This window comes from Hydrogenoanaerobacterium saccharovorans, from assembly GCF_003814745.1.
Lineage (GTDB): Bacteria > Bacillota > Clostridia > Oscillospirales > Ruminococcaceae > Hydrogenoanaerobacterium > Hydrogenoanaerobacterium saccharovorans.
This window is the reverse complement of record NZ_RKRD01000001.1, coordinates 1,103,494-1,120,239: the sequence shown is the minus strand read 5'-3', so window position 1 is coordinate 1,120,239 and position 16,746 is coordinate 1,103,494. Positions and strand designations below refer to the sequence as shown.

The window sequence follows — 16,746 nt, the reverse complement described above, 5'->3', positions numbered from 1 at the left end:
GGGCTCGACGTACCCGCAATGCTTACTATCGCTGGAAGTACCTAATTTGGTATAGCATTAAACCTCTAGTTCTGCGCAAAGATTGTCACTTTCGTCATCAATTTCACCCGTTTCTGGGTTGATTTCGTATTCCCCTTTTATCCTTTGCTTTGCAAGATTGTACTTACGTTCTTCTAACTGAATGCGGCGCTTTTCAAGTTCATATGACTTGATGCTGTCAAGTAGCTTAATAATTCGTCCGTGTATTTTGTTATACTCAGCTTCCAGCTTCATGGTTCGGTCAAACGAACTTGCTTTCATTACGGTTTTCATATTGGTTTTAAATGCTGTATCACTCTCTGGTACCAGCATTTCAACAACTTTATCAATGTGTAATGCTTCGTCGCTCTCGGTTTCTAAAGCTTTCATCTTCTTTTTCAAGTCGCTTTCTTTGGCGATGAGCAGCTGTAATTCTCTAAGCATATTTTCTCTGGTGTCAAGAGTAATTGACATAATATATTCCCGCTCTTTTTGTGGTAGGTCATCAAGGTGAACCGTGGAGTAGGCACCGTGCGTTTCTGCATTATTGTTTTTAATCGGCGCGCCCGCTCCGGCAGCGTTTTGATTGCCGGGTTGTCCGCCACGACAACGTTTTGACTGTATCTCGTCAAGTTCATCCCGCCATTTATCTTCGCTCTTCCATTTGCGTATCCGGGCAGATGGTATCCCCATACTTTCTGCAAGCTGTTTTACTGTAATTTTCCCGCAAGATTGCAGCCATTTTTCTTTTGCTTTATCCCGTTGCGGACTGCGCGGTCTTGCCACGCCGCCTCACCCCCATTCGTTTGTTTTGCTCTTTTCACTTTCTGTGGATAAACGGAAATAAAAAAAGAGCCTAAAATTAAATTAGGTTCATTATCTTGGATTGATAAAGCGCAGACACAAGCCATTTTATAATCTAAGCTTGAGCCTTTATCTCAATTTTGATAGCCGGTTTTTCTTTTATAATTCAATTCACCTTAGCGTTCCGATTGTGTACCTTTATTTTTAACCGTCTTACTGTTTACAGTTGATTGCAAAACAGGCTCATAAAAACATCTTGGGTAAATACAAAATCTTCTTCCGCACTCTTTTTCTTTGTTCCAGTCGCATCCCTCGCAATCGTATGGTTTTCTGTGTTTCATCCTTTCACCCGCTTTCGTTACGTAAAAAATCAAGCCCTGCGGTTAAATCCGCAAGGCTTGATGGTGTTGTGCTATTCGATTGTTTTTTTAAAGATTTAATGCTCGGAATTTTTTCTGTATTCAGCTTCGTCTTTAATTTCATGACGCATACCTTCCAGAGCTTTTTCTCTTCTCTCATTTTTTGCCTGTAGTTCTCTTTTTGCATTTTCGTCGGAAGTCTCGTCAATCACTTCGTTGGCGCGGTGAATGTTGCTGATTGTGTAATCAATATTTCGCTGTATTCTTTCAACGTTATCTTTTCGGTTATCCGGATTGTTTTTCAATTTATTAACTCCTTTAAAATCATTTGTCTATTTATTATTTGAATTTGTTAGAAGATTATTGAATGAAAAATTTGAAAATTTTATTTTATTAATGTTTAGCTATCCGATTATTCGCCGTATGATAATGTAATTTACATAATTTAAAAATACTTGGATACTCTATGTTTGAGGTGATTGTTTATGGATGGAAATACTGAATTACTGAACTATATTTACCAAAATTCTCAAATGGGAGTAGAAACTCTTAATCAATTAATAGAGATTGTTGAAGATCATGATTTTAATAAATATTTACATTCACAGCTCAATGAGTACACAAGTTTAAATAGATTAGCTCTACAAAAACTAAAAGAATTCGGACATGAAGAAAAAGGTATTGGAAGCATGGCAAAGATTTCAGCGTATATGTCAATTAATATGAAAACATTAATGGACAAATCTCCTTGTCACATTTCGGAAATGTTAATTCAAGGTAGCACGATGGGTATTATTAATGCTACAAAGAATATACAAAAATATAATGATGCAGACCAGCAAATACTCCAATTAGCTGATAAATTGCTTAAAACAGAGCAAAATAATATTGAACAGTTGAAACTCTTCTTAAAATAAAAATCCTGACTAATCTTAACATTTTAGAGCTGCTACACCTCAAAAGGTATAGCGGCTCTTACTCGTTATATACCCAAAATAGTCCAGATTATACTATGGATGTATTGTTCTTTTGCTTGTATTGTGTTGCTTAATTCGGTTGCTTACTGTATTATAATACCCCTCATCCAGTTCAAAGCCGATAAAGTTGCGTCCTAAGTTGATGCACACAATGGCGGTTGTACCGCTACCCATGCACATATCCAGTACTGTTTCTTCCGCATTTGTATAGGTTTTGATAAGGTATTAAACAGCTCTACTGGTTTTTGTTTGTCTATAAACCCAATATAGTCCAGAGTGCCCTTCAAAAAGGACGGTGAACGGATTTTATTTTTCATGACAGTTACCTCTTTTTATTTTTCATATTTGTGTGCTTGAAATCTTTGCTTTACCAATGATATAATTATATTTTATAGTAAAGTAAATTGCTGTGAATCATTAAATTTTAACATTGAAAGGAGAATGTTTTATGAAAATAGACAACAGTAAAATGGAGATTGTAATGTGGAAGGAGGTTTTGAAAAAATAAGTATCAACACCTCCTTCCTATACGGGATTTATCAATAGGAGGTTAAATAAATGAATATATTAAACAATTACGGTCTTACTGATCGATTTTCAAATGAAGCTGGCATGTATCCTGAGCTATCAATAGCTCGTATTACCGCACAATATCGAGGGCTGTATAAAATTGTCTCCGTGCATGGTGAAATGCAAGCTGAAATTTCAGGGAAATTGCGCTTCGAAACCACAGAGCTTGCAAAATTTCCCACAGTTGGAGATTTTGTAATGGTTTCAGTAGACGCCTCTTGTGGCAATGCGATTATCCATCATGTATTGACACGCAAAAGTGTTTTTCTTCGTACTGCTGTGGGAGTAAGTGGTCAGGCACAGAGTGTAGCCGCTAACATTGACACGGTTTTTATCTGCATGTCCCTCAATAATAATTTCAATCTTAGTCGCTTGGAGCGTTATCTCAGCGTGGCTTGGGACAGCGGTGCTACCCCTGTTGTTCTGCTTACTAAATCTGATTTATGTGAGGATTTAGAGAAAGCAGTAAACGTGGTAGAGCGTGTATCTTCTTTTTCCGATGTAATACCTCTTTCTGTATATGACAAAAATATTGAGCAAACACTCTCAAAATATCTCAAATCAGGTACTACTTCTGCATTTATCGGTTCTTCGGGGGTAGGCAAATCCACTCTTATCAATAAGCTGTTAGGTGAAGATGTTCTTACAACCGCCGATATTGGAAAAGCGGATAAGGGCAGGCATACCACAACTGGCAGAGAAATGTTTTCCTCACCCTTTGGCGGGGTTCTCATCGACACACCCGGTATGCGAGAGCTGGGAGCTGAGAGTGTGGACTTAGGCAAAACCTTTGATGATATTGAAGAGCTTGCAGGTCGTTGTAAGTTTCGTGATTGCACTCACACCAATGAACCAGGCTGTGCCATATTGGATGCTTTAGCAAATGGCACTCTTGACAGCAGACGATTTGAAAATTACTGTAAACTCAAAATCGAAGCAGGCTATGACGGCCTAAATGCCAAAGAGATTGAGGTTAAAAAGTTAGAGCGTATGTTCAAGAATGTTGGCGGCATGAAAAATATGCGTAAGTTTGCCAAAGAGCAACACAAAAACAAATAGGAAGAAAAACCATAATGCACATACAAGTGAGAAAATTCAAATTATAAATAGTTGAGCCGTTGCATTAGCACAAAGATGCAACGGCTCTTGCTTTGCCTATAATCCAAGAATAGTCCAGTCAATCCTTGCAAAAGGGTGTAAGCAAATTTTTGTGTTCATCACCTCCTTGTTCATGTTAGTTGGTTGAATTAGTTGCTTTAGTAAAAAACAACGCACAAATCGAAAGAGCCTGTGTATCCCAATAAGATACGCAGACTCTCTTCTGCTTTAATTGTATTCGATCGCCTTTACAGGACAAGATTTTATAGCACTATCCAGCAACTCCATATCAAGGTCGCTGTATTCTTTTACAGTGGCTTTTTTGCTATCCATTTGGAAAAGTTGTGGATATTTCTTAGTGCAAATTGTGCATCCCATACACGCATCACGGTTTATAGTCACACCACTTTTTTCCTTAACTTTACGCTGTGGCAAATCTTTATCTTTAACAATTTTGTTTGTAATATTTGCAAAAATCAAGATAGCAATGACGGTGATTATCCAACGAACAATCATAAATTTTAACCCTAAAAACTTTGCTTCATTTAGTAGCATCGGTATTTTAATCACTGCCCATGAGCTTAAAATAATTATAATGTTTCTGATTGATGCTCCTTTTTTGTGTAGCATAACGCAAAACGGAAACGCGGCATAGATTGGACCTGCCGATATGCTACCAAGTAAAAAGGACAACACCATACCTTTTGTTTTTGCTTCTCTACCCAAAAATTTGATAATTGTTTCTTTGGGCACCCATGTATCGAGTAGTGCTGTCAACACAAATATCACAGGCATAATCATGAGCATTTCTTTGATGTAATACCCACTGTTTTTGATACCCAAAACACCAAGCGGTGGGCGAATGATTGTAAGCACCAAATAAGCAATCACGACAGAAAGTAGGAATAGATTACTCTTTATAAACTTTACTGCTTTACTCATAAAATCGCCCCCATAATCACTGCAATAATAATAGCAAATATAAAGCTCAGTGCATTGCGAGTAACCGCAAATTTTATGCCAAACTCTCGTTTTTCAAGTGGAAATGTCGCAACACCAACCATGGTAAGCGTTGTCAAAAATGCCACCGATGGCATAATTCCTACCCCGGCAGTAGCAAGTGTTCCGATGAGTGGAAAGGCAATAAATGCAGGGATTAAGGTAACTGTACCGAATGCAGCTGCGGCTATGGTTGCTACAAATACGTTTTGTTTGGCAATGATGTCAGCAATTTGCTCCGGTGGCAGTACCGCTAATATCAGTCCTATGGCAAAGATAACTGCAAAGATAGATAGAGCCATGCCTCTACCCATAAATAATGCTTTTTTAAGTGCATCCTTTGTCTTTGCTTTATCTTTTACAAAAGAAAAAACAAGAAGACCGGCAGTAATTACCCAAATAGCAATTGTGAAAATATCCATATCTCTACTCCTTTTTTCGATTATGTTTTCATCATACAAAAACTATCGGCGTAATAATAGACACGTATGTTTCTTTTTAATATAATATTTAAAAGGGGGGAGTGAATGTAATGGATGTTCCTTTTTTTACCGGAGTGAATCAATCGGTATTGAAACAAATAAATATTCTTCCTAAAAAATACACAAAAGGTATGACGGTACATGCACAAGGAGAAATCTGCAAAAGCATGGACATTGTACTGTCTGGGAACTTGGTTGCCTATGCTCTGTCGCAAAACGGCTCAGAAAATGTAATATTTGAGTTTCAAAAAAACAGCATCATCGGTGCAAATCTTCTTTTTGGTAATGCGAATCATTACCCTATGAACATCTACTGTACAGAAGACAGCGAACTTTTGCATATCAATAAAAGTGACGTGGAATTGTTATTACATGACTATCAGTTCACAATAAATTTTGTAAAAAGTATTTCCTTGAACTCGCAAGGCATGAATAAAAAGATTACTATATACACACAAAAATCATTACGAGAAAACTTACTAGATTACTTTAGTGCATTGGCAGCAGAGCAAAATTCAAAAGCAATCACTCTATCGGTCAGCAAAAAACAATTAGCGGATTACTTCGGTGTTCAACGACCTTCTCTTTTTCGCGAATTAAAACAAATGAAAGATGAAGGACTTATTAAGATAGATAATCGACAGATTGAGATACTTGATTGAAAAGAAAGTTATATAAAGCCGTTGCATCTTTCGATTGATGCAACGGCTCTTGCTTTGCCTAAATACCCAAAATCGTCCAGAGTATCTTTGCAAAAGGGCGGTGGTCTGATTTTAGGTTTCATAGTGGTCCTCCTTTCTATTGTTCATAATTTGAGAGTTGAAGCTCTCACTTTAATATGGTAAACTTATTTCATATAACTACCGAAGAAAATTTTGGCTAAACGGCAGTAGTGAAAATTAACGCTTGAGAAGCTAATATAGAATTTATTGAGGAGTGAAAACACACTGGAAACTCAAATAGAAGTTAATGATTTTATGGAATTATATACATGGCTTGAGAAAAATCATAAAACAGAATCACATGTATGGGTAAATTCAAAAAGAGGCAAACCAAATGGACAAGATTTTAGTTATATTGATGTTGTTTATTGTGCGTTATGTTTTGGGTGGATTGATACAACTTGTAAAAATATCAATGGTGTACCCTGTCAAAAACTGATGCCCAGAAGTAAAAAATCACATTGGACCTATTTGAATATTGCAAGGTGCAAATATTTAATAGAACAAGGGCTTATGACGGATGAAGGATTAAAAGCGATACCGAAAAACCATGATGATTTTATGATTTCGCAAGATATTTTAGACAGATTGCAAGTCGATAAACAGGCTTGGGAGAACTTCAACCATTTCCCGTTGCTTTATCAAAGAATACGCATTGACAATATTGAATGGGCGAGAGAGAAAATAGAAATCAATACCTTTGAAACCAGACTGAATAAACTGATTGAAACAAGCAGAGAAAATAAAATGTATGGTGAATGGAACGATTATGGTAGAATAATCTAAAAGTTTTAAAATAACAAATGCCAGTCTATCTATCTAATTTTACCTACCAAATAAAATCAGAGCTAACACGAAATTGAGCCGTTGCATATCATTTATCTTGATGCAACGGTTCTTGCTTTGTTACATACCCAAAATAGTCAAGAGTATCTTAGGGATGTATTGCTTATTTGCTTGTATTGTGTTGCTCTATTCGGTTAGTTGCTGTGTTGTAATGCCCCCCGTCCAGTTCAAAGCCGATAAAATTGCGCCCTGAGTTGATACAAGCAATGGCGGTTGTGCCGCTTCCAATACAACTGTCCAGTACCGTTTCGTTCTCGTTGGTGTATGTGCGAATGAGATACTCGAACAGCTGCACCGGCTTTTGTGTTGGATGTAAACCCCGCTCGCATTTTACCTCTAATAAATTACGTGGGTAATTGGTGTAGCGTGTAACGTACTCATTGCTTAACGACCTCATTTTATAAATCTTGTCCCCGCTCTCATTGCGGCGGTGTATGACCGGTTCTTCCAATGCAATAAGCCCTTGTGGATTGTAGATCGGTGGTTTCTTGTAAAACACCGCAATGTCTTCCATGCAGCGCATCGGCTGCACTTTTGCAAACGGAAACCCCGTTGCTTGATTTTTGCGCCAGTACCAGCAGTAACGGAACATCTTGCGGTTGCTGTTGATAAGGTCGGTCGTAAATGGTTGGATACAAGTTAAAACGATTGCGCCGTTATCTTTAATTACCCTTTTGTATTGTTGCCAAAGCAGGTCAAATGGTATGAGTGCATCCCAACGGCAGCTCGTTACAGCATAGGGTAAATCAGTTAATATCATATCAATGCTTTTGTCCGGCAGCCCCGCCATCCCTGCAATGCAGTCCATGTTGTAGATTTTGTTTAACTCCAAGTTTTTTCCCTCCAATGTTTTTAATTGAAGGTGCGCTATTCCTTGTCAGACATAGAAAAATGAGATTCACCCGCTCTCCATGCAGGTGAATCTCATCTATTTCTATAAGTACATAATAACATTCAAAAAACGGACATATCGGACAACTTCTAGTTTTTCTGTAAAAATCTAACGCAAGCTTTTCTCACGCTGTCCTCAGTATTGCTACCGCCTATATTGCTTGCAACTCGATTCCACGGTAAATTGTTGACAAATCTCAGTGTGAGTATTTGACGTATCAAGCTATCATCAATGGTGTTTATGTAGCGCATAAGCCGGTTGTACTCTACTACACATTGTTGGCTTCGCAGATCGATTAGCTTTTCTATGTCCGCAAGATCTGCTTTTAGTCTTAACACCCGCTCTTTATCTTTTGAGCGTATACCTGTTACAAGAATACTGTGTAGCACAAACGGATAGGATGTGCTCGAGCCTTTCACGGTATCCGATGTTTTGCCTAGATTGCGTATTTGGTGCTGTAACTCTTGCTTGTGCTGTTCTAACTGCGCAATCTCTTTGTTAAGATAAAAAAGCTGTGATAATTCTTTTTTCTTCAACGCGTCACCTCCCACTGTTGGATTTATTTTTATCGACTCTGCAATAATCGCTTGTACACAATTTTGATGTTGTGCTTTGTTGCATAATCAATCTCGCCGTGCATGCCCTCTGTAATCGTGTTGCCAAATACCCACACCTCGTGGCATAAGCCCAACAGTTGCATCCCTATTGCAAGTGCCCGCGCCCGCTCTTTTGGCTTATCATCACTGAGCAGGTGGCGAAACATGAGGTGTGGCGCAATTGGCGTGCACCCGTTGTTCAGTGCATAAACACAGTACATCTGTGCGAGGTTGAGGTTTTCGGCTACATTTCCCCTGCAGGGCGAGCATATGTAAACTATCGGCGTTGTCTCAAACTCTGAAGCCGATTGTTTTTCTTGTGAAAGCTTTAAATAAATTCTCGGGATAAAATGTGCGTTATTGGGTTGCTTGCCCGTTGACGATTTAAACATGCGCCTAAGCAGCTCTGTATTCCCGCAGCTATATGCGGCACTGATCGCGTGCCTTATATTCCGCTCCACTCTGCTTGGCGTGGTTTCGCTTTTGCGTGCTAACTTTTCGTAGAGGTCCATCATGCTGTCTGCTTCCGTGTACAAGTTTATTGCATCGGTTAGTAAGGTGAAACCTTTAATTGAGGTTGGGATTCCCAATTCGAGCATGATGCGTTGGATGTCTGTTTTGTTCATTTTGTCATTTCTCCTCAATGTCAATTTATCTACACTTTTATGTAGACATCTTTTTATTATCCCTTATATTCTCAGATTGTGAAAGGTTAATGATTGCAATAATTGTTTTTACTCCTCTTGCGGTCTTAAGCATTTTAGGCTTGCTATGTTATCTCTCCCGCTCCTATCATTTCAATTCTTAGCTGCTCTACTTTTTGGTTGGGAAGATAGTCGTCATCATCTGCTGTTGCGGGGTATTTGACAAGATAATCTATCCACCGATTACAGTGGTCGATGATGGCGTCCGTATACTCTTGTGCTCTTGACATATTCTGCGGCACCGTTGCTTTTGCGGTATCCTCCACCCAGTGGCGCACCCGCTCAGGATTTATCTTTCCAACGCGCAAGTTGCGCTCGACGCGGCGGTAAAGGCACTCTATATCAAAGTGCTCTTTCAGTTGTTTGTAAGTCATTCGCTGGCAACCTCCTTTGCTGGTACCGCTCTTTGTACGTCTTGATTTTGATAAACCCGTACCGCTGATATGTCAGCCCTGTTACTTCGCACACGCCGTTTATGAGGGGGAACGATGGGTCGAACATATAGCCTTTTGGCGGTTTCGGTTTTTTGCGCCACGACTTGGCATCTACCCTGCGTTTGTCCACTTTGGGTTTTTTCAGGTTTTTACTTGGTGTGTATCTGCGCCCGCTCCATCCCTTTTTCTTGTACATTTCGCTTGTTTGCTTGATGATGTAGTTTGCAAGGTCTTTGTACTGTCCATCAGAGTACAAAGGCACGAAATACACCGAGCCGAGCGGCCATGTTTCTTTGATAATGCGGATATCTACGTAGTTTATGATGACGTGGACATGTACCCCGCCTTTTTCGCCAATCTCTATGGCGTATATGTATTTGAGTTCTTCACCAATCTTTTTCAGTTTTACCCTCAGCCTGCGTATCCACGCCTGCACGTCTTTTTGTGCCTGCTCGGGTGTTTTTGGTCTGTTTTCTATGAAATATTTGAGTATCGCATGTAAGTCATTGTTTTGAAAGTTTTCATTGATAAGCTGCCGCAGGGTATCTTCTGCTAAGCGCTGATTGTTCTTTTCCACTGCATCAGGAGTACTGCCTGTATTTTCTTTGCGCGGGATGTTATATCCGTATCTTGATGACTGTGTTTTGAATACCTCGATGGTATCCCCTGCTTTTACTTCCTTGATGAGATACTGGTGTTTGTATTTCACGGCTTCACTTCCTTGCTGCGCGGGCTGCACTACGACTATTTAATATCTTTAAAAGTCACTGAAAGCGCATCCCCGCGCGGTTTTTTAGGTTGACAGATGCCGTCATATTTGATACAATTAATGTACAAAAAGACGGCATTGTCTAATTGATTAAACAGTTTGTTTCTTGCTTTGGTCGGCTGGGAAACAGGCTGTTTTTTTATGTTCTTTTTTCAAGGTACGTTCCCCTATTCCATCGCATCTTTTTCGGTCATCCATCCCCTGTTTGTACGCACTAAGGTTTCGCGGATGGTGGTGTTCGGCAGCTTGATGAGCATTTGTACTTCGTTGGGCAGTGATTTACATTCGGGCAAACTCAACTTTTGCACCGCACGGCACAATTCCCGCTTAAACTTTTCTGCTACATACGGCTTGCCCGCTCGTCTTGTTTTTGCAGTTGTCTGCAAAATGGGCTTGTCCTCTTTTGTCATCTTGCATCACGCCTTTCTTTGTGATAGGAAAACACATTGATACTGTCACGGTCGCCCGCCAGCGTGATTCTGCCCAGCCCATCGCGTTGTTTCAGGCGAATACAGTATTTGAAATGAGCAGCAATTCCGCTGAATGTGATACCGGTGATTCGATACATGTCATCCCCAAATGGGACATTGATTTTCTTTTTTCTGCTGTACAGCTCAATGGCTGCGGTGAAATCTTGCAATTTGAGTTCTTCGACGCTTAATACGCGCATGGAATCTCAACCTCTCTGTTATGTATTCCGTGATGGCATCTGCCAAGCACATAAATGTGATGATTACGATACAGCCTATTTCCATGTTCCTCCCTCTTTTCTTAATGGTAGGGCTTGTCTTTGATCTCGATTGCATCTCTTTGTAAAATGTGGTAGAATTTGGGCGAAGGGAGGTGTTTCTAATGTTTACTGATTATGAAAAGAAGCTCTACAAAAAACTTTATGACAGTTTTCAATCTGATGAGTTCCTTGTATGTTTTGATTTACCCGAAGATAAGGAGGAAAAAGAACTTTTGCTTTCTGCTGCTCGGCATTTCGAGGATGCCGGAATAGCGTGTGCAGTTGTTTCTCCCGACCTTGGGTATGATTATTTGGAACTGGAATTAATGCCTCAATATGCCTATCATTATGTAGATTTATAAATAGGACTTCCTTTTACTCTGTTTATAAATCTTATTCCGTCTCGTTCTTCGCACCCAAATTCATATATCTTTCCTGCCCAATTTTTGAGCATATCTATTGTGCAGTTGTCGCTCATTACAATATGATAGTGGAGTGCACGCTTACTCATTTCTTTTACTGCAACAATTTTAGCAGGCTTACAAATTGCTGAAATTTGTTGCAGTATTTTTTTGAGTTTAATATCCGTTTTACATTCATCGCTATTAATCATGGTAACTACTGTTATAATTTTCATTCCAATTTACCTCTCTTGTTTTTAATCTCACTCTTTAAAGCATCCGACCCACCGTAAGCCCTAGTATAAATACACAAAGGATGGGGGTGTAATCATAGATATGAAATTTCCTAATATTGTTTCTACGCTAAAAATTGATGAGTTCAATTTTACATTTCGCGTTCGTGCTTATCGGAAATTAACCGAACTTGAACTTAAGCAAGATTTAAGGCGTTGGCTTCAACGAGCACGGTGCAGCACTGTTCCTAAAAACAAAATTATCGAAGTCGTTTCCATTCGTGGATATGATCTTTAAGCTGATTTATCAACATATACACCCATGCTTCCGGAAGCGTTATTGAATTATGTCCCGGCAAAAGTGTAATAGTAATCTCCCGCTTTGTAAGGTCGTTTTCCAAGGTGAATTCAAGATCTTTTTTAGAATTCATCGTGCATACCTCTTTCTATAATTCTTTCAAGTGCCCTCCTTTAGCTCATCCAGCTTGCAAGCCCTGTAATTGGTATTTGATAAAACTTTCCGCATTTCTTTTTAGGAAATGTTTTATCTGCCATGATGCATTTACGACTGATACCCATTTTTTCAACATCTGCTACCGTGAGAAACACTTTGTTCGGGAAAAGTTCAAGCAAAAATTCAAGATTGGGTCGGTATAGTTCTTTCTCTCGCGGCATAATTTTCACCTCCTCGTTTGGTTATACATTCTCCTTACGAGAATAAGTTGCCCATTTGGTGACTAATCGGATAAAAAAATTTGCGCTATTTCACCAACCGGCTTTTCTAACGCATATGCAATTAACTGTATTTCATTGATGTTAGGTATTTTATTTCCGTTGGATATTTTATTAAGCCGTTGTCTTGGCCATCCCATAACAGTTGCCATTTCTGTTTCGCTATCATATGTACCATAGATTAATCCCTTTAGAGCTTTAATTTTTGTAGCCATATTTCTCGCCTCCTTTTGTTGCTCATTTGGTGACAATTTCATTATAGCTATTACTTCAAGTTATGTCAACCATTTGGCAACAAATTTCTTTAATGTTTTGCAATTTGTCTTGATTTTGGTGACAAGATGTGTTTTAATTGAAATATAGTAATTGAAGGTGGTTGTAAACATGGATAATCTTTTGAATCAATTTGGTTCCCAGTTAAAAAAGATTCGTTTAGAGCGCAAAATGTCACAAGAAGAGTTTGCTGACCTTTTAAAAACATCTAAGCAGGTAATTAGTAGATATGAGACTGGTTTGCGGACTCCTAAAATTACAACAGCTAATGAGTATGCTCAAATCTTAGGGGTTTCTTTAAGCTATCTGCTTGGTGAAGTTTTAGAGGATTCTGGTTGTCCTGATAAAAATATGTACGATGTAATTGCGTCACTTTGCGAGAAAAAAGGAAATATCAGCATATCTAAAATGTGCAAAGACACTGGTGTTAGTCGAGCAACAATTACTGACCTAAAAATGGGTCTTACCAAATCTTTATCTGTTGAAAACGCTACTAAGATTGCAAATTACTTTGAAGTAGGCGTAGATTACCTTATTGGAAAAACAGATACAAAAAACACGCCCACCCTTACTGAAAAGGATGAGCGTGATATAGCTAAAAAATTACATGAAACACTAGAGCAATTAGAAAATTCACAGGATGGTTTAATGTTTGATGGTGAACCACTTGACGATATTACTAAAGAGCTTTTAACCGCAAGCCTTAAAAACGGGCTTGAAATGAGTAAAAAAATAGCCAAACAAAAATTCACACCTAAAAAATATAAGTAATTAAATAGGAGCGATGCTATGGACATCAAAGGCATTGTCAATCGACTTTGCAAACAACATGATGCTCGTGACCCTTTTGAAATTGCTAAAACAATGGGAATCAGTATTGTGTTTGAACAACTGGGAACTATACGTGGTTATTATCAACATGCTTACAGGCAAAAGATTATTCATATCAATTGTGATATAGATGAGCGCCAACAGTTCTTTACCTGTGCGCACGAATTAGGTCATTCTATATTGCATCCAAATTTGAACACTCCATTTTTAAGAGAGCGGACTTTTTTCTCAGTTAACAAACTAGAAATACAAGCAAACCGATTTGCGACAGAACTTCTCTATCCTGATGAAAGCTTCAAAGAATTTTTATGCTTTACCATTCCGCAAATAGCACAATGTCTGAATTTAAGTGAGTCTCTTGTAGAATATAAAATTAAATCTTTACAATAAAAAAAGACCGCTCGAGATCCGACCCTCGAACGGTCAACGCAAAACCCTCTCATCGCTAAACAAGGGGCAATTCTGCCCTTTTATAGTACCATAAAAGGATGTGTAAATCAATGAAATGTAAAAAGTGTAATGAAAAAATACCGGATAAAAGCGTGTACTGTATGTATTGCGGGGCCGCGCAAAAAAGAGACAAAAAGAAAAAGATGTATCGACGACCAGATGGGCTCTACGAAACAATAAAACTTATAAACGGCAAGCGCGTAGCATTTAGGGGCAAAACCGAATCCGAAGTATATGATAGGATGATTGGTTATAAAGAAACAGAGGAAAAGGGCTCGACTTTTAAAGAGATTGCCGAGGATTGGAAAGAGGAACACTTTGATACGATTGAGTACAATACTCAAATTAGCTACAAGCCCGCATACTACAGAGCCCTTGAATGGTTTGATGGTGAGTATATCAAACAAATTAAGCCGAATGATATAAAATCGTTTATTGTTAAATTCTCAAAACAAGGCGGTGGGCGGGCACAAAAAACGGTGCGCACACAGCTTTTGGTTTTAAATTTAATTTTCACAAAAGCTACCGTTGATGGAGACATCGACTTCAACCCGTGCGAAAATGTTTCAATCCCTAAGAACCTATCAAAAAAGAAGCGTAGCATGCCCAGCGATGAAGATATACAAAAAATAAAAAACAATGTCGATGCTCCGTTTGGACTGTTCCCTTATTTTTTGCTTTACACCGGCTGCCGAAAGGGCGAAGCACTGGCACTGCAATTTAAAGATATCGATTTCAATAACAAAATCATAAAGATAGAAAAATCTGTTTATTTTGAAAGCAATCAACCTCATATCAAACAGCCAAAAACAGAAGCGGGAAACAGAACTATTCCCCTGCTGGACAAATTAGCTAAAAAACTCCCTAAAGGCAAGAAGAACGACTATTTATTTGGAAAAGATAAGAAGACGTTGTTTAAGGACACGCAATTTAAAAAGCTATGGGCAGATTATTGCGAACTTTGCAAAATTTCAGTTACGCCTCATCAGCTGCGCCATGCCTATGCAACCATTTTATTCGAAGCCGGGATTAATGAAAAGGATGCGCAAGAACTTTTAGGTCATGCAAATATTTCTGTCACTCGTGATATTTATACCCACATCCGTTCTTCGCGAAAAGAAAAAACTGCTGAAATCCTAAATAACTTCAACGGATGAATTTTACTGTGTATTTACTGTGTATTTACTGTGTATTTTTGGGGTAAAAATGGGCAAAAATGAGACACTCAAAAAAACTTAAAAAACACGAAAAAACCGCTTGACTAAGCCATTCATCGGCTTTTGTCAAGCGGTTCGCTTTGGCGGAGAGCTAGGGATTTGAACCCTAGGTACGCTATTAACGTACACACGATTTCCAATCGTGCGCCTTCGACCACTCAGCCAGCTCTCCAACTGTTGTGGTTTACGGTTTGCGCTTTCTTAGAGCGCTTAATTATTATACCTAATATATTCAGAAAAAGCAAGTGTTTTTTCAAAAAATATTAAAATAATTTCGAATTCGCTATTTATGGTATTTCCCGTTATTGATAATGTGGAATGCACGATAAATTTGTTCTAAAAGCATCATTCTTGCAAATTGATGGGGAAACGTCATTTTAGACATTGACAGACGAAGGTGCGATTGTTCTTTGACTTTTTCACACAAACCGTAAGAACCGCCAATAACAAAAGCAAAACTGCTAACACCGCTTACACCTACTTTATGGATTGTCTGTGAAAGTTCAACAGAATCCAATGGCTTACCCTCTATACACATCGTAATTAAGTGAGCACCTGATGGTAGCTTGGCAGTTATGCGTTTGCCCTCGTTTTCAATGCAAGCCGAAATTTGTGCAGCGGATGGATTATCTGGTAAGCGCACCTCATCAATTTCAATAACATTAATTTTACAAAAAGTCTGTAAACGCTTGATATATTCTGCACAACCGTCGCGCAGATATTTTTCTTTTAATTTTCCCACACAAATCAACGTTACATTTACCATGTTTGTTCTCCTACAGAATTATCATATCACCGGTTTCGCTGCGTTTTGCAACGGTTAAGACAAAGTCTTTCCCCTCCGTCATCTGCGCGGCTGTAAGCCCGTTTAAAGACGTTTGATATGCAAGGTCAGGCATATTATTTTCTTTGCTTAGATGCGCCAAAACTATGCGCGTAGTACCGTTACGGACAAGCTGCGGCAGTAGGGTTGCACAATCTTCGTTGGAAAGGTGGCCTTCTTTACCGGAAATACGTTTTTTCAAAAAATAAGGGTACGCGCCGTTCATAAGCATACTTGTTTCGTAGTTGGATTCCAACAGCACCAAGTCGCATCCGCAAATTCCGTTTTGAACGGTATCGCTTATAAACCCTAAGTCTGTTGATATGCCAATAAGCCGATCATCTGCTGTATGTATACGAAACCCCAAACTATGTACACTGTCGTGGGATGTACGAAAACTTGTAATTTCCATTTCTGCGACGTTTACAGTACAGTTATCAATTGTTTCTAACAGTGCACCCGGCGGAACGCATTCATTTGTAAGTAAATAATCCAACACCTTTGTACTGGCATAAACCGGTACTTTCAATTTTTTTAGCAAAACTTTTAAACCTCGGATGTGGTCAATATGCTCATGAGTAATAAAAATCGCTTTGACATGCTCAAGAGGTATCTCGCGTTCGCATAATCCGGTTACTATACCTTTGCAGCTGATGCCTGCATCAACCAAAATACCTGCTTCACTGCTGCCGACATAAGCACTGTTGCCACTGCTGCCGCTGGCAACAGTAAAAAATCTCGCCATAATCTATATCCTTTCAGTCCACTAAAAAAGGCACTTCGAAA

At 38.9% G+C, this 16,746-nt stretch carries 26 protein-coding genes, 1 tRNA gene and 1 pseudogene; 9 read left to right on the top strand and 19 right to left on the bottom strand.

The genetic code is table 11. The features are described 5' to 3' along the window. Positions 1-57 precede the first annotated feature (57 nt). The 3 genes from terS to tlp form a co-directional block, all read right to left on the bottom strand. A complete protein-coding gene (terS, locus tag EDD70_RS05245; RefSeq protein WP_092752295.1) occupies positions 58-804 on the bottom strand; it encodes a phage terminase small subunit in 747 nt (248 codons plus the stop codon). 194 nt (positions 805-998) lie between these two features. Next, a complete protein-coding gene (locus tag EDD70_RS14900; RefSeq protein WP_162840806.1) occupies positions 999-1,163 on the bottom strand; it encodes a hypothetical protein in 165 nt (54 codons plus the stop codon). Between the two features lie 95 nt (positions 1,164-1,258). Next, positions 1,259-1,486 (bottom strand): small acid-soluble spore protein Tlp, encoded by a 228-nt coding sequence (tlp, locus tag EDD70_RS05240; RefSeq protein WP_092752298.1) that lies wholly within the window; start codon positions 1,484-1,486, stop codon positions 1,259-1,261. A gap of 180 nt (positions 1,487-1,666) precedes the next feature. On the opposite strand from tlp, the gene EDD70_RS05235 reads away from it, so the two are divergent. Further along, the gene (locus EDD70_RS05235; RefSeq protein ID WP_092752301.1) at positions 1,667-2,098 is read left to right on the top strand and encodes a hypothetical protein; all 432 of its coding nucleotides are present in this window, start codon (positions 1,667-1,669) and stop codon (positions 2,096-2,098) included. Between the two features lie 93 nt (positions 2,099-2,191). On the opposite strand, the gene EDD70_RS15060 is transcribed toward EDD70_RS05235, so the two are convergent. After that, a complete protein-coding gene (locus EDD70_RS15060; RefSeq protein ID WP_242943078.1) occupies positions 2,192-2,332 on the bottom strand; it encodes a DNA methyltransferase in 141 nt (46 codons plus the stop codon). Between the two features lie 384 nt (positions 2,333-2,716). Between EDD70_RS15060 and rsgA the strand changes: the two genes are divergently transcribed. Next, on the top strand, positions 2,717-3,787 hold the full coding sequence (rsgA, locus tag EDD70_RS05225) for a ribosome small subunit-dependent GTPase A (RefSeq protein WP_092752304.1): 1,071 nt from the start codon (positions 2,717-2,719) through the stop codon (positions 3,785-3,787). A 267-nt stretch (positions 3,788-4,054) separates the two neighbouring features. On the opposite strand, the gene EDD70_RS05220 is transcribed toward rsgA, so the two are convergent. Next, positions 4,055-4,768: a permease gene (locus EDD70_RS05220; protein WP_092752306.1), complete on the bottom strand. Its 714-nt coding sequence runs from the start codon at positions 4,766-4,768 to the stop codon at positions 4,055-4,057. Next, positions 4,765-5,247 (bottom strand): permease, encoded by a 483-nt coding sequence (locus EDD70_RS05215; protein WP_092752308.1) that lies wholly within the window; start codon positions 5,245-5,247, stop codon positions 4,765-4,767. Before EDD70_RS05215 ends, EDD70_RS05220 begins: the two co-directional genes overlap by 4 nt. A 110-nt stretch (positions 5,248-5,357) precedes the next feature. Between EDD70_RS05215 and EDD70_RS05210 the strand changes: the two genes are divergently transcribed. Together EDD70_RS05210 and EDD70_RS05205 are read left to right on the top strand one after the other, a co-directional pair. After that, positions 5,358-5,969: a Crp/Fnr family transcriptional regulator gene (locus EDD70_RS05210; protein ID WP_092752310.1), complete on the top strand. Its 612-nt coding sequence runs from the start codon at positions 5,358-5,360 to the stop codon at positions 5,967-5,969. Between the two features lie 315 nt (positions 5,970-6,284). Continuing rightward, positions 6,285-6,815, top strand: a complete 531-nt coding sequence (locus tag EDD70_RS05205; RefSeq protein WP_092752312.1) for a YdeI/OmpD-associated family protein — start codon at positions 6,285-6,287, stop codon at positions 6,813-6,815. Between the two features lie 163 nt (positions 6,816-6,978). On the opposite strand, the gene EDD70_RS05200 is transcribed toward EDD70_RS05205, so the two are convergent. From EDD70_RS05200 to EDD70_RS05170, 7 genes are all read right to left on the bottom strand, one after another. Further along, positions 6,979-7,707 carry a DNA-methyltransferase gene (locus EDD70_RS05200; protein WP_242943079.1) on the bottom strand — a complete coding sequence of 243 codons (729 nt, stop codon included), beginning with the start codon at positions 7,705-7,707 and terminating at the stop codon, positions 6,979-6,981. Positions 7,708-7,856: 149 nt separating this feature from the next. Further along, positions 7,857-8,303 (bottom strand): hypothetical protein, encoded by a 447-nt coding sequence (locus EDD70_RS05195; RefSeq protein ID WP_092752314.1) that lies wholly within the window; start codon positions 8,301-8,303, stop codon positions 7,857-7,859. A 29-nt stretch (positions 8,304-8,332) separates the two neighbouring features. Further along, positions 8,333-8,989, bottom strand: a complete 657-nt coding sequence (locus EDD70_RS05190; RefSeq protein ID WP_092752316.1) for a sporulation initiation factor Spo0A C-terminal domain-containing protein — start codon at positions 8,987-8,989, stop codon at positions 8,333-8,335. A 143-nt stretch (positions 8,990-9,132) separates the two neighbouring features. Continuing rightward, positions 9,133-9,441 carry a hypothetical protein gene (locus tag EDD70_RS05185; RefSeq protein WP_092752318.1) on the bottom strand — a complete coding sequence of 103 codons (309 nt, stop codon included), beginning with the start codon at positions 9,439-9,441 and terminating at the stop codon, positions 9,133-9,135. After that, positions 9,410-10,210 (bottom strand): rolling circle replication-associated protein, encoded by an 801-nt coding sequence (locus EDD70_RS05180; protein WP_092752321.1) that lies wholly within the window; start codon positions 10,208-10,210, stop codon positions 9,410-9,412. Before EDD70_RS05180 ends, EDD70_RS05185 begins: the two co-directional genes overlap by 32 nt. A gap of 227 nt (positions 10,211-10,437) precedes the next feature. Continuing rightward, on the bottom strand, positions 10,438-10,680 hold the full coding sequence (locus tag EDD70_RS05175) for a hypothetical protein (RefSeq protein ID WP_092752323.1): 243 nt from the start codon (positions 10,678-10,680) through the stop codon (positions 10,438-10,440). After that, positions 10,677-10,940 (bottom strand): hypothetical protein, encoded by a 264-nt coding sequence (locus EDD70_RS05170; protein ID WP_092752326.1) that lies wholly within the window; start codon positions 10,938-10,940, stop codon positions 10,677-10,679. The genes EDD70_RS05175 and EDD70_RS05170 overlap by 4 nt, the downstream gene beginning before the upstream one ends. 182 nt (positions 10,941-11,122) lie before the next feature. Between EDD70_RS05170 and EDD70_RS05165 the strand changes: the two genes are divergently transcribed. Then, positions 11,123-11,362: a hypothetical protein gene (locus EDD70_RS05165; RefSeq protein WP_092752328.1), complete on the top strand. Its 240-nt coding sequence runs from the start codon at positions 11,123-11,125 to the stop codon at positions 11,360-11,362. Here the strand turns inward: EDD70_RS05165 and EDD70_RS05160 are convergent. The 3 genes from EDD70_RS05160 to EDD70_RS05150 form a co-directional block, all read right to left on the bottom strand. Then, complete coding sequence (locus tag EDD70_RS05160; protein ID WP_092752330.1) at positions 11,347-11,637, bottom strand: hypothetical protein; 291 nt, start codon at positions 11,635-11,637, stop codon at positions 11,347-11,349. The genes EDD70_RS05165 and EDD70_RS05160 overlap by 16 nt on opposite strands. A gap of 468 nt (positions 11,638-12,105) precedes the next feature. Beyond that, complete coding sequence (locus tag EDD70_RS05155; protein WP_092752332.1) at positions 12,106-12,309, bottom strand: hypothetical protein; 204 nt, start codon at positions 12,307-12,309, stop codon at positions 12,106-12,108. Between the two features lie 62 nt (positions 12,310-12,371). Next, the gene (locus EDD70_RS05150; protein WP_092752334.1) at positions 12,372-12,581 is read right to left on the bottom strand and encodes a helix-turn-helix domain-containing protein; all 210 of its coding nucleotides are present in this window, start codon (positions 12,579-12,581) and stop codon (positions 12,372-12,374) included. Between the two features lie 169 nt (positions 12,582-12,750). Here EDD70_RS05150 and EDD70_RS05145 point away from each other — a divergent pair, with 169 nt between their 5' ends. The 4 genes and pseudogenes from EDD70_RS05145 (at position 12,751) to EDD70_RS05135 (ending at position 15,077) form a co-directional block, all read left to right on the top strand. Continuing rightward, the gene (locus EDD70_RS05145) at positions 12,751-13,410 is read left to right on the top strand and encodes a helix-turn-helix transcriptional regulator (protein WP_092752336.1); all 660 of its coding nucleotides are present in this window, start codon (positions 12,751-12,753) and stop codon (positions 13,408-13,410) included. A gap of 18 nt (positions 13,411-13,428) precedes the next feature. Next, positions 13,429-13,860 carry an ImmA/IrrE family metallo-endopeptidase gene (locus EDD70_RS05140; protein WP_092752339.1) on the top strand — a complete coding sequence of 144 codons (432 nt, stop codon included), beginning with the start codon at positions 13,429-13,431 and terminating at the stop codon, positions 13,858-13,860. A 98-nt stretch (positions 13,861-13,958) separates the two neighbouring features. Beyond that, a pseudogene (locus tag EDD70_RS15340) lies at positions 13,959-14,033 on the top strand (zinc-ribbon domain-containing protein); the annotation flags it as partial. A 30-nt stretch (positions 14,034-14,063) separates the two neighbouring features. Continuing rightward, positions 14,064-15,077, top strand: coding sequence for a tyrosine-type recombinase/integrase (locus EDD70_RS05135; RefSeq protein ID WP_242943080.1), 1,014 nt, complete (start codon positions 14,064-14,066; stop codon positions 15,075-15,077). Positions 15,078-15,218: 141 nt separating this feature from the next. Here the strand turns inward: EDD70_RS05135 and EDD70_RS05130 are convergent. The 3 genes from EDD70_RS05130 to EDD70_RS05120 form a co-directional block, all read right to left on the bottom strand. Next, positions 15,219-15,309: transfer RNA gene (locus EDD70_RS05130), tRNA-Ser, on the bottom strand. Positions 15,310-15,420: 111 nt separating this feature from the next. Further along, a complete protein-coding gene (rlmH, locus tag EDD70_RS05125; protein ID WP_092752343.1) occupies positions 15,421-15,903 on the bottom strand; it encodes a 23S rRNA (pseudouridine(1915)-N(3))-methyltransferase RlmH in 483 nt (160 codons plus the stop codon). A 10-nt stretch (positions 15,904-15,913) separates the two neighbouring features. After that, the gene (locus tag EDD70_RS05120; RefSeq protein ID WP_092752345.1) at positions 15,914-16,705 is read right to left on the bottom strand and encodes an MBL fold metallo-hydrolase; all 792 of its coding nucleotides are present in this window, start codon (positions 16,703-16,705) and stop codon (positions 15,914-15,916) included. Between the last annotated feature and the right edge of the window lie 41 nt (positions 16,706-16,746).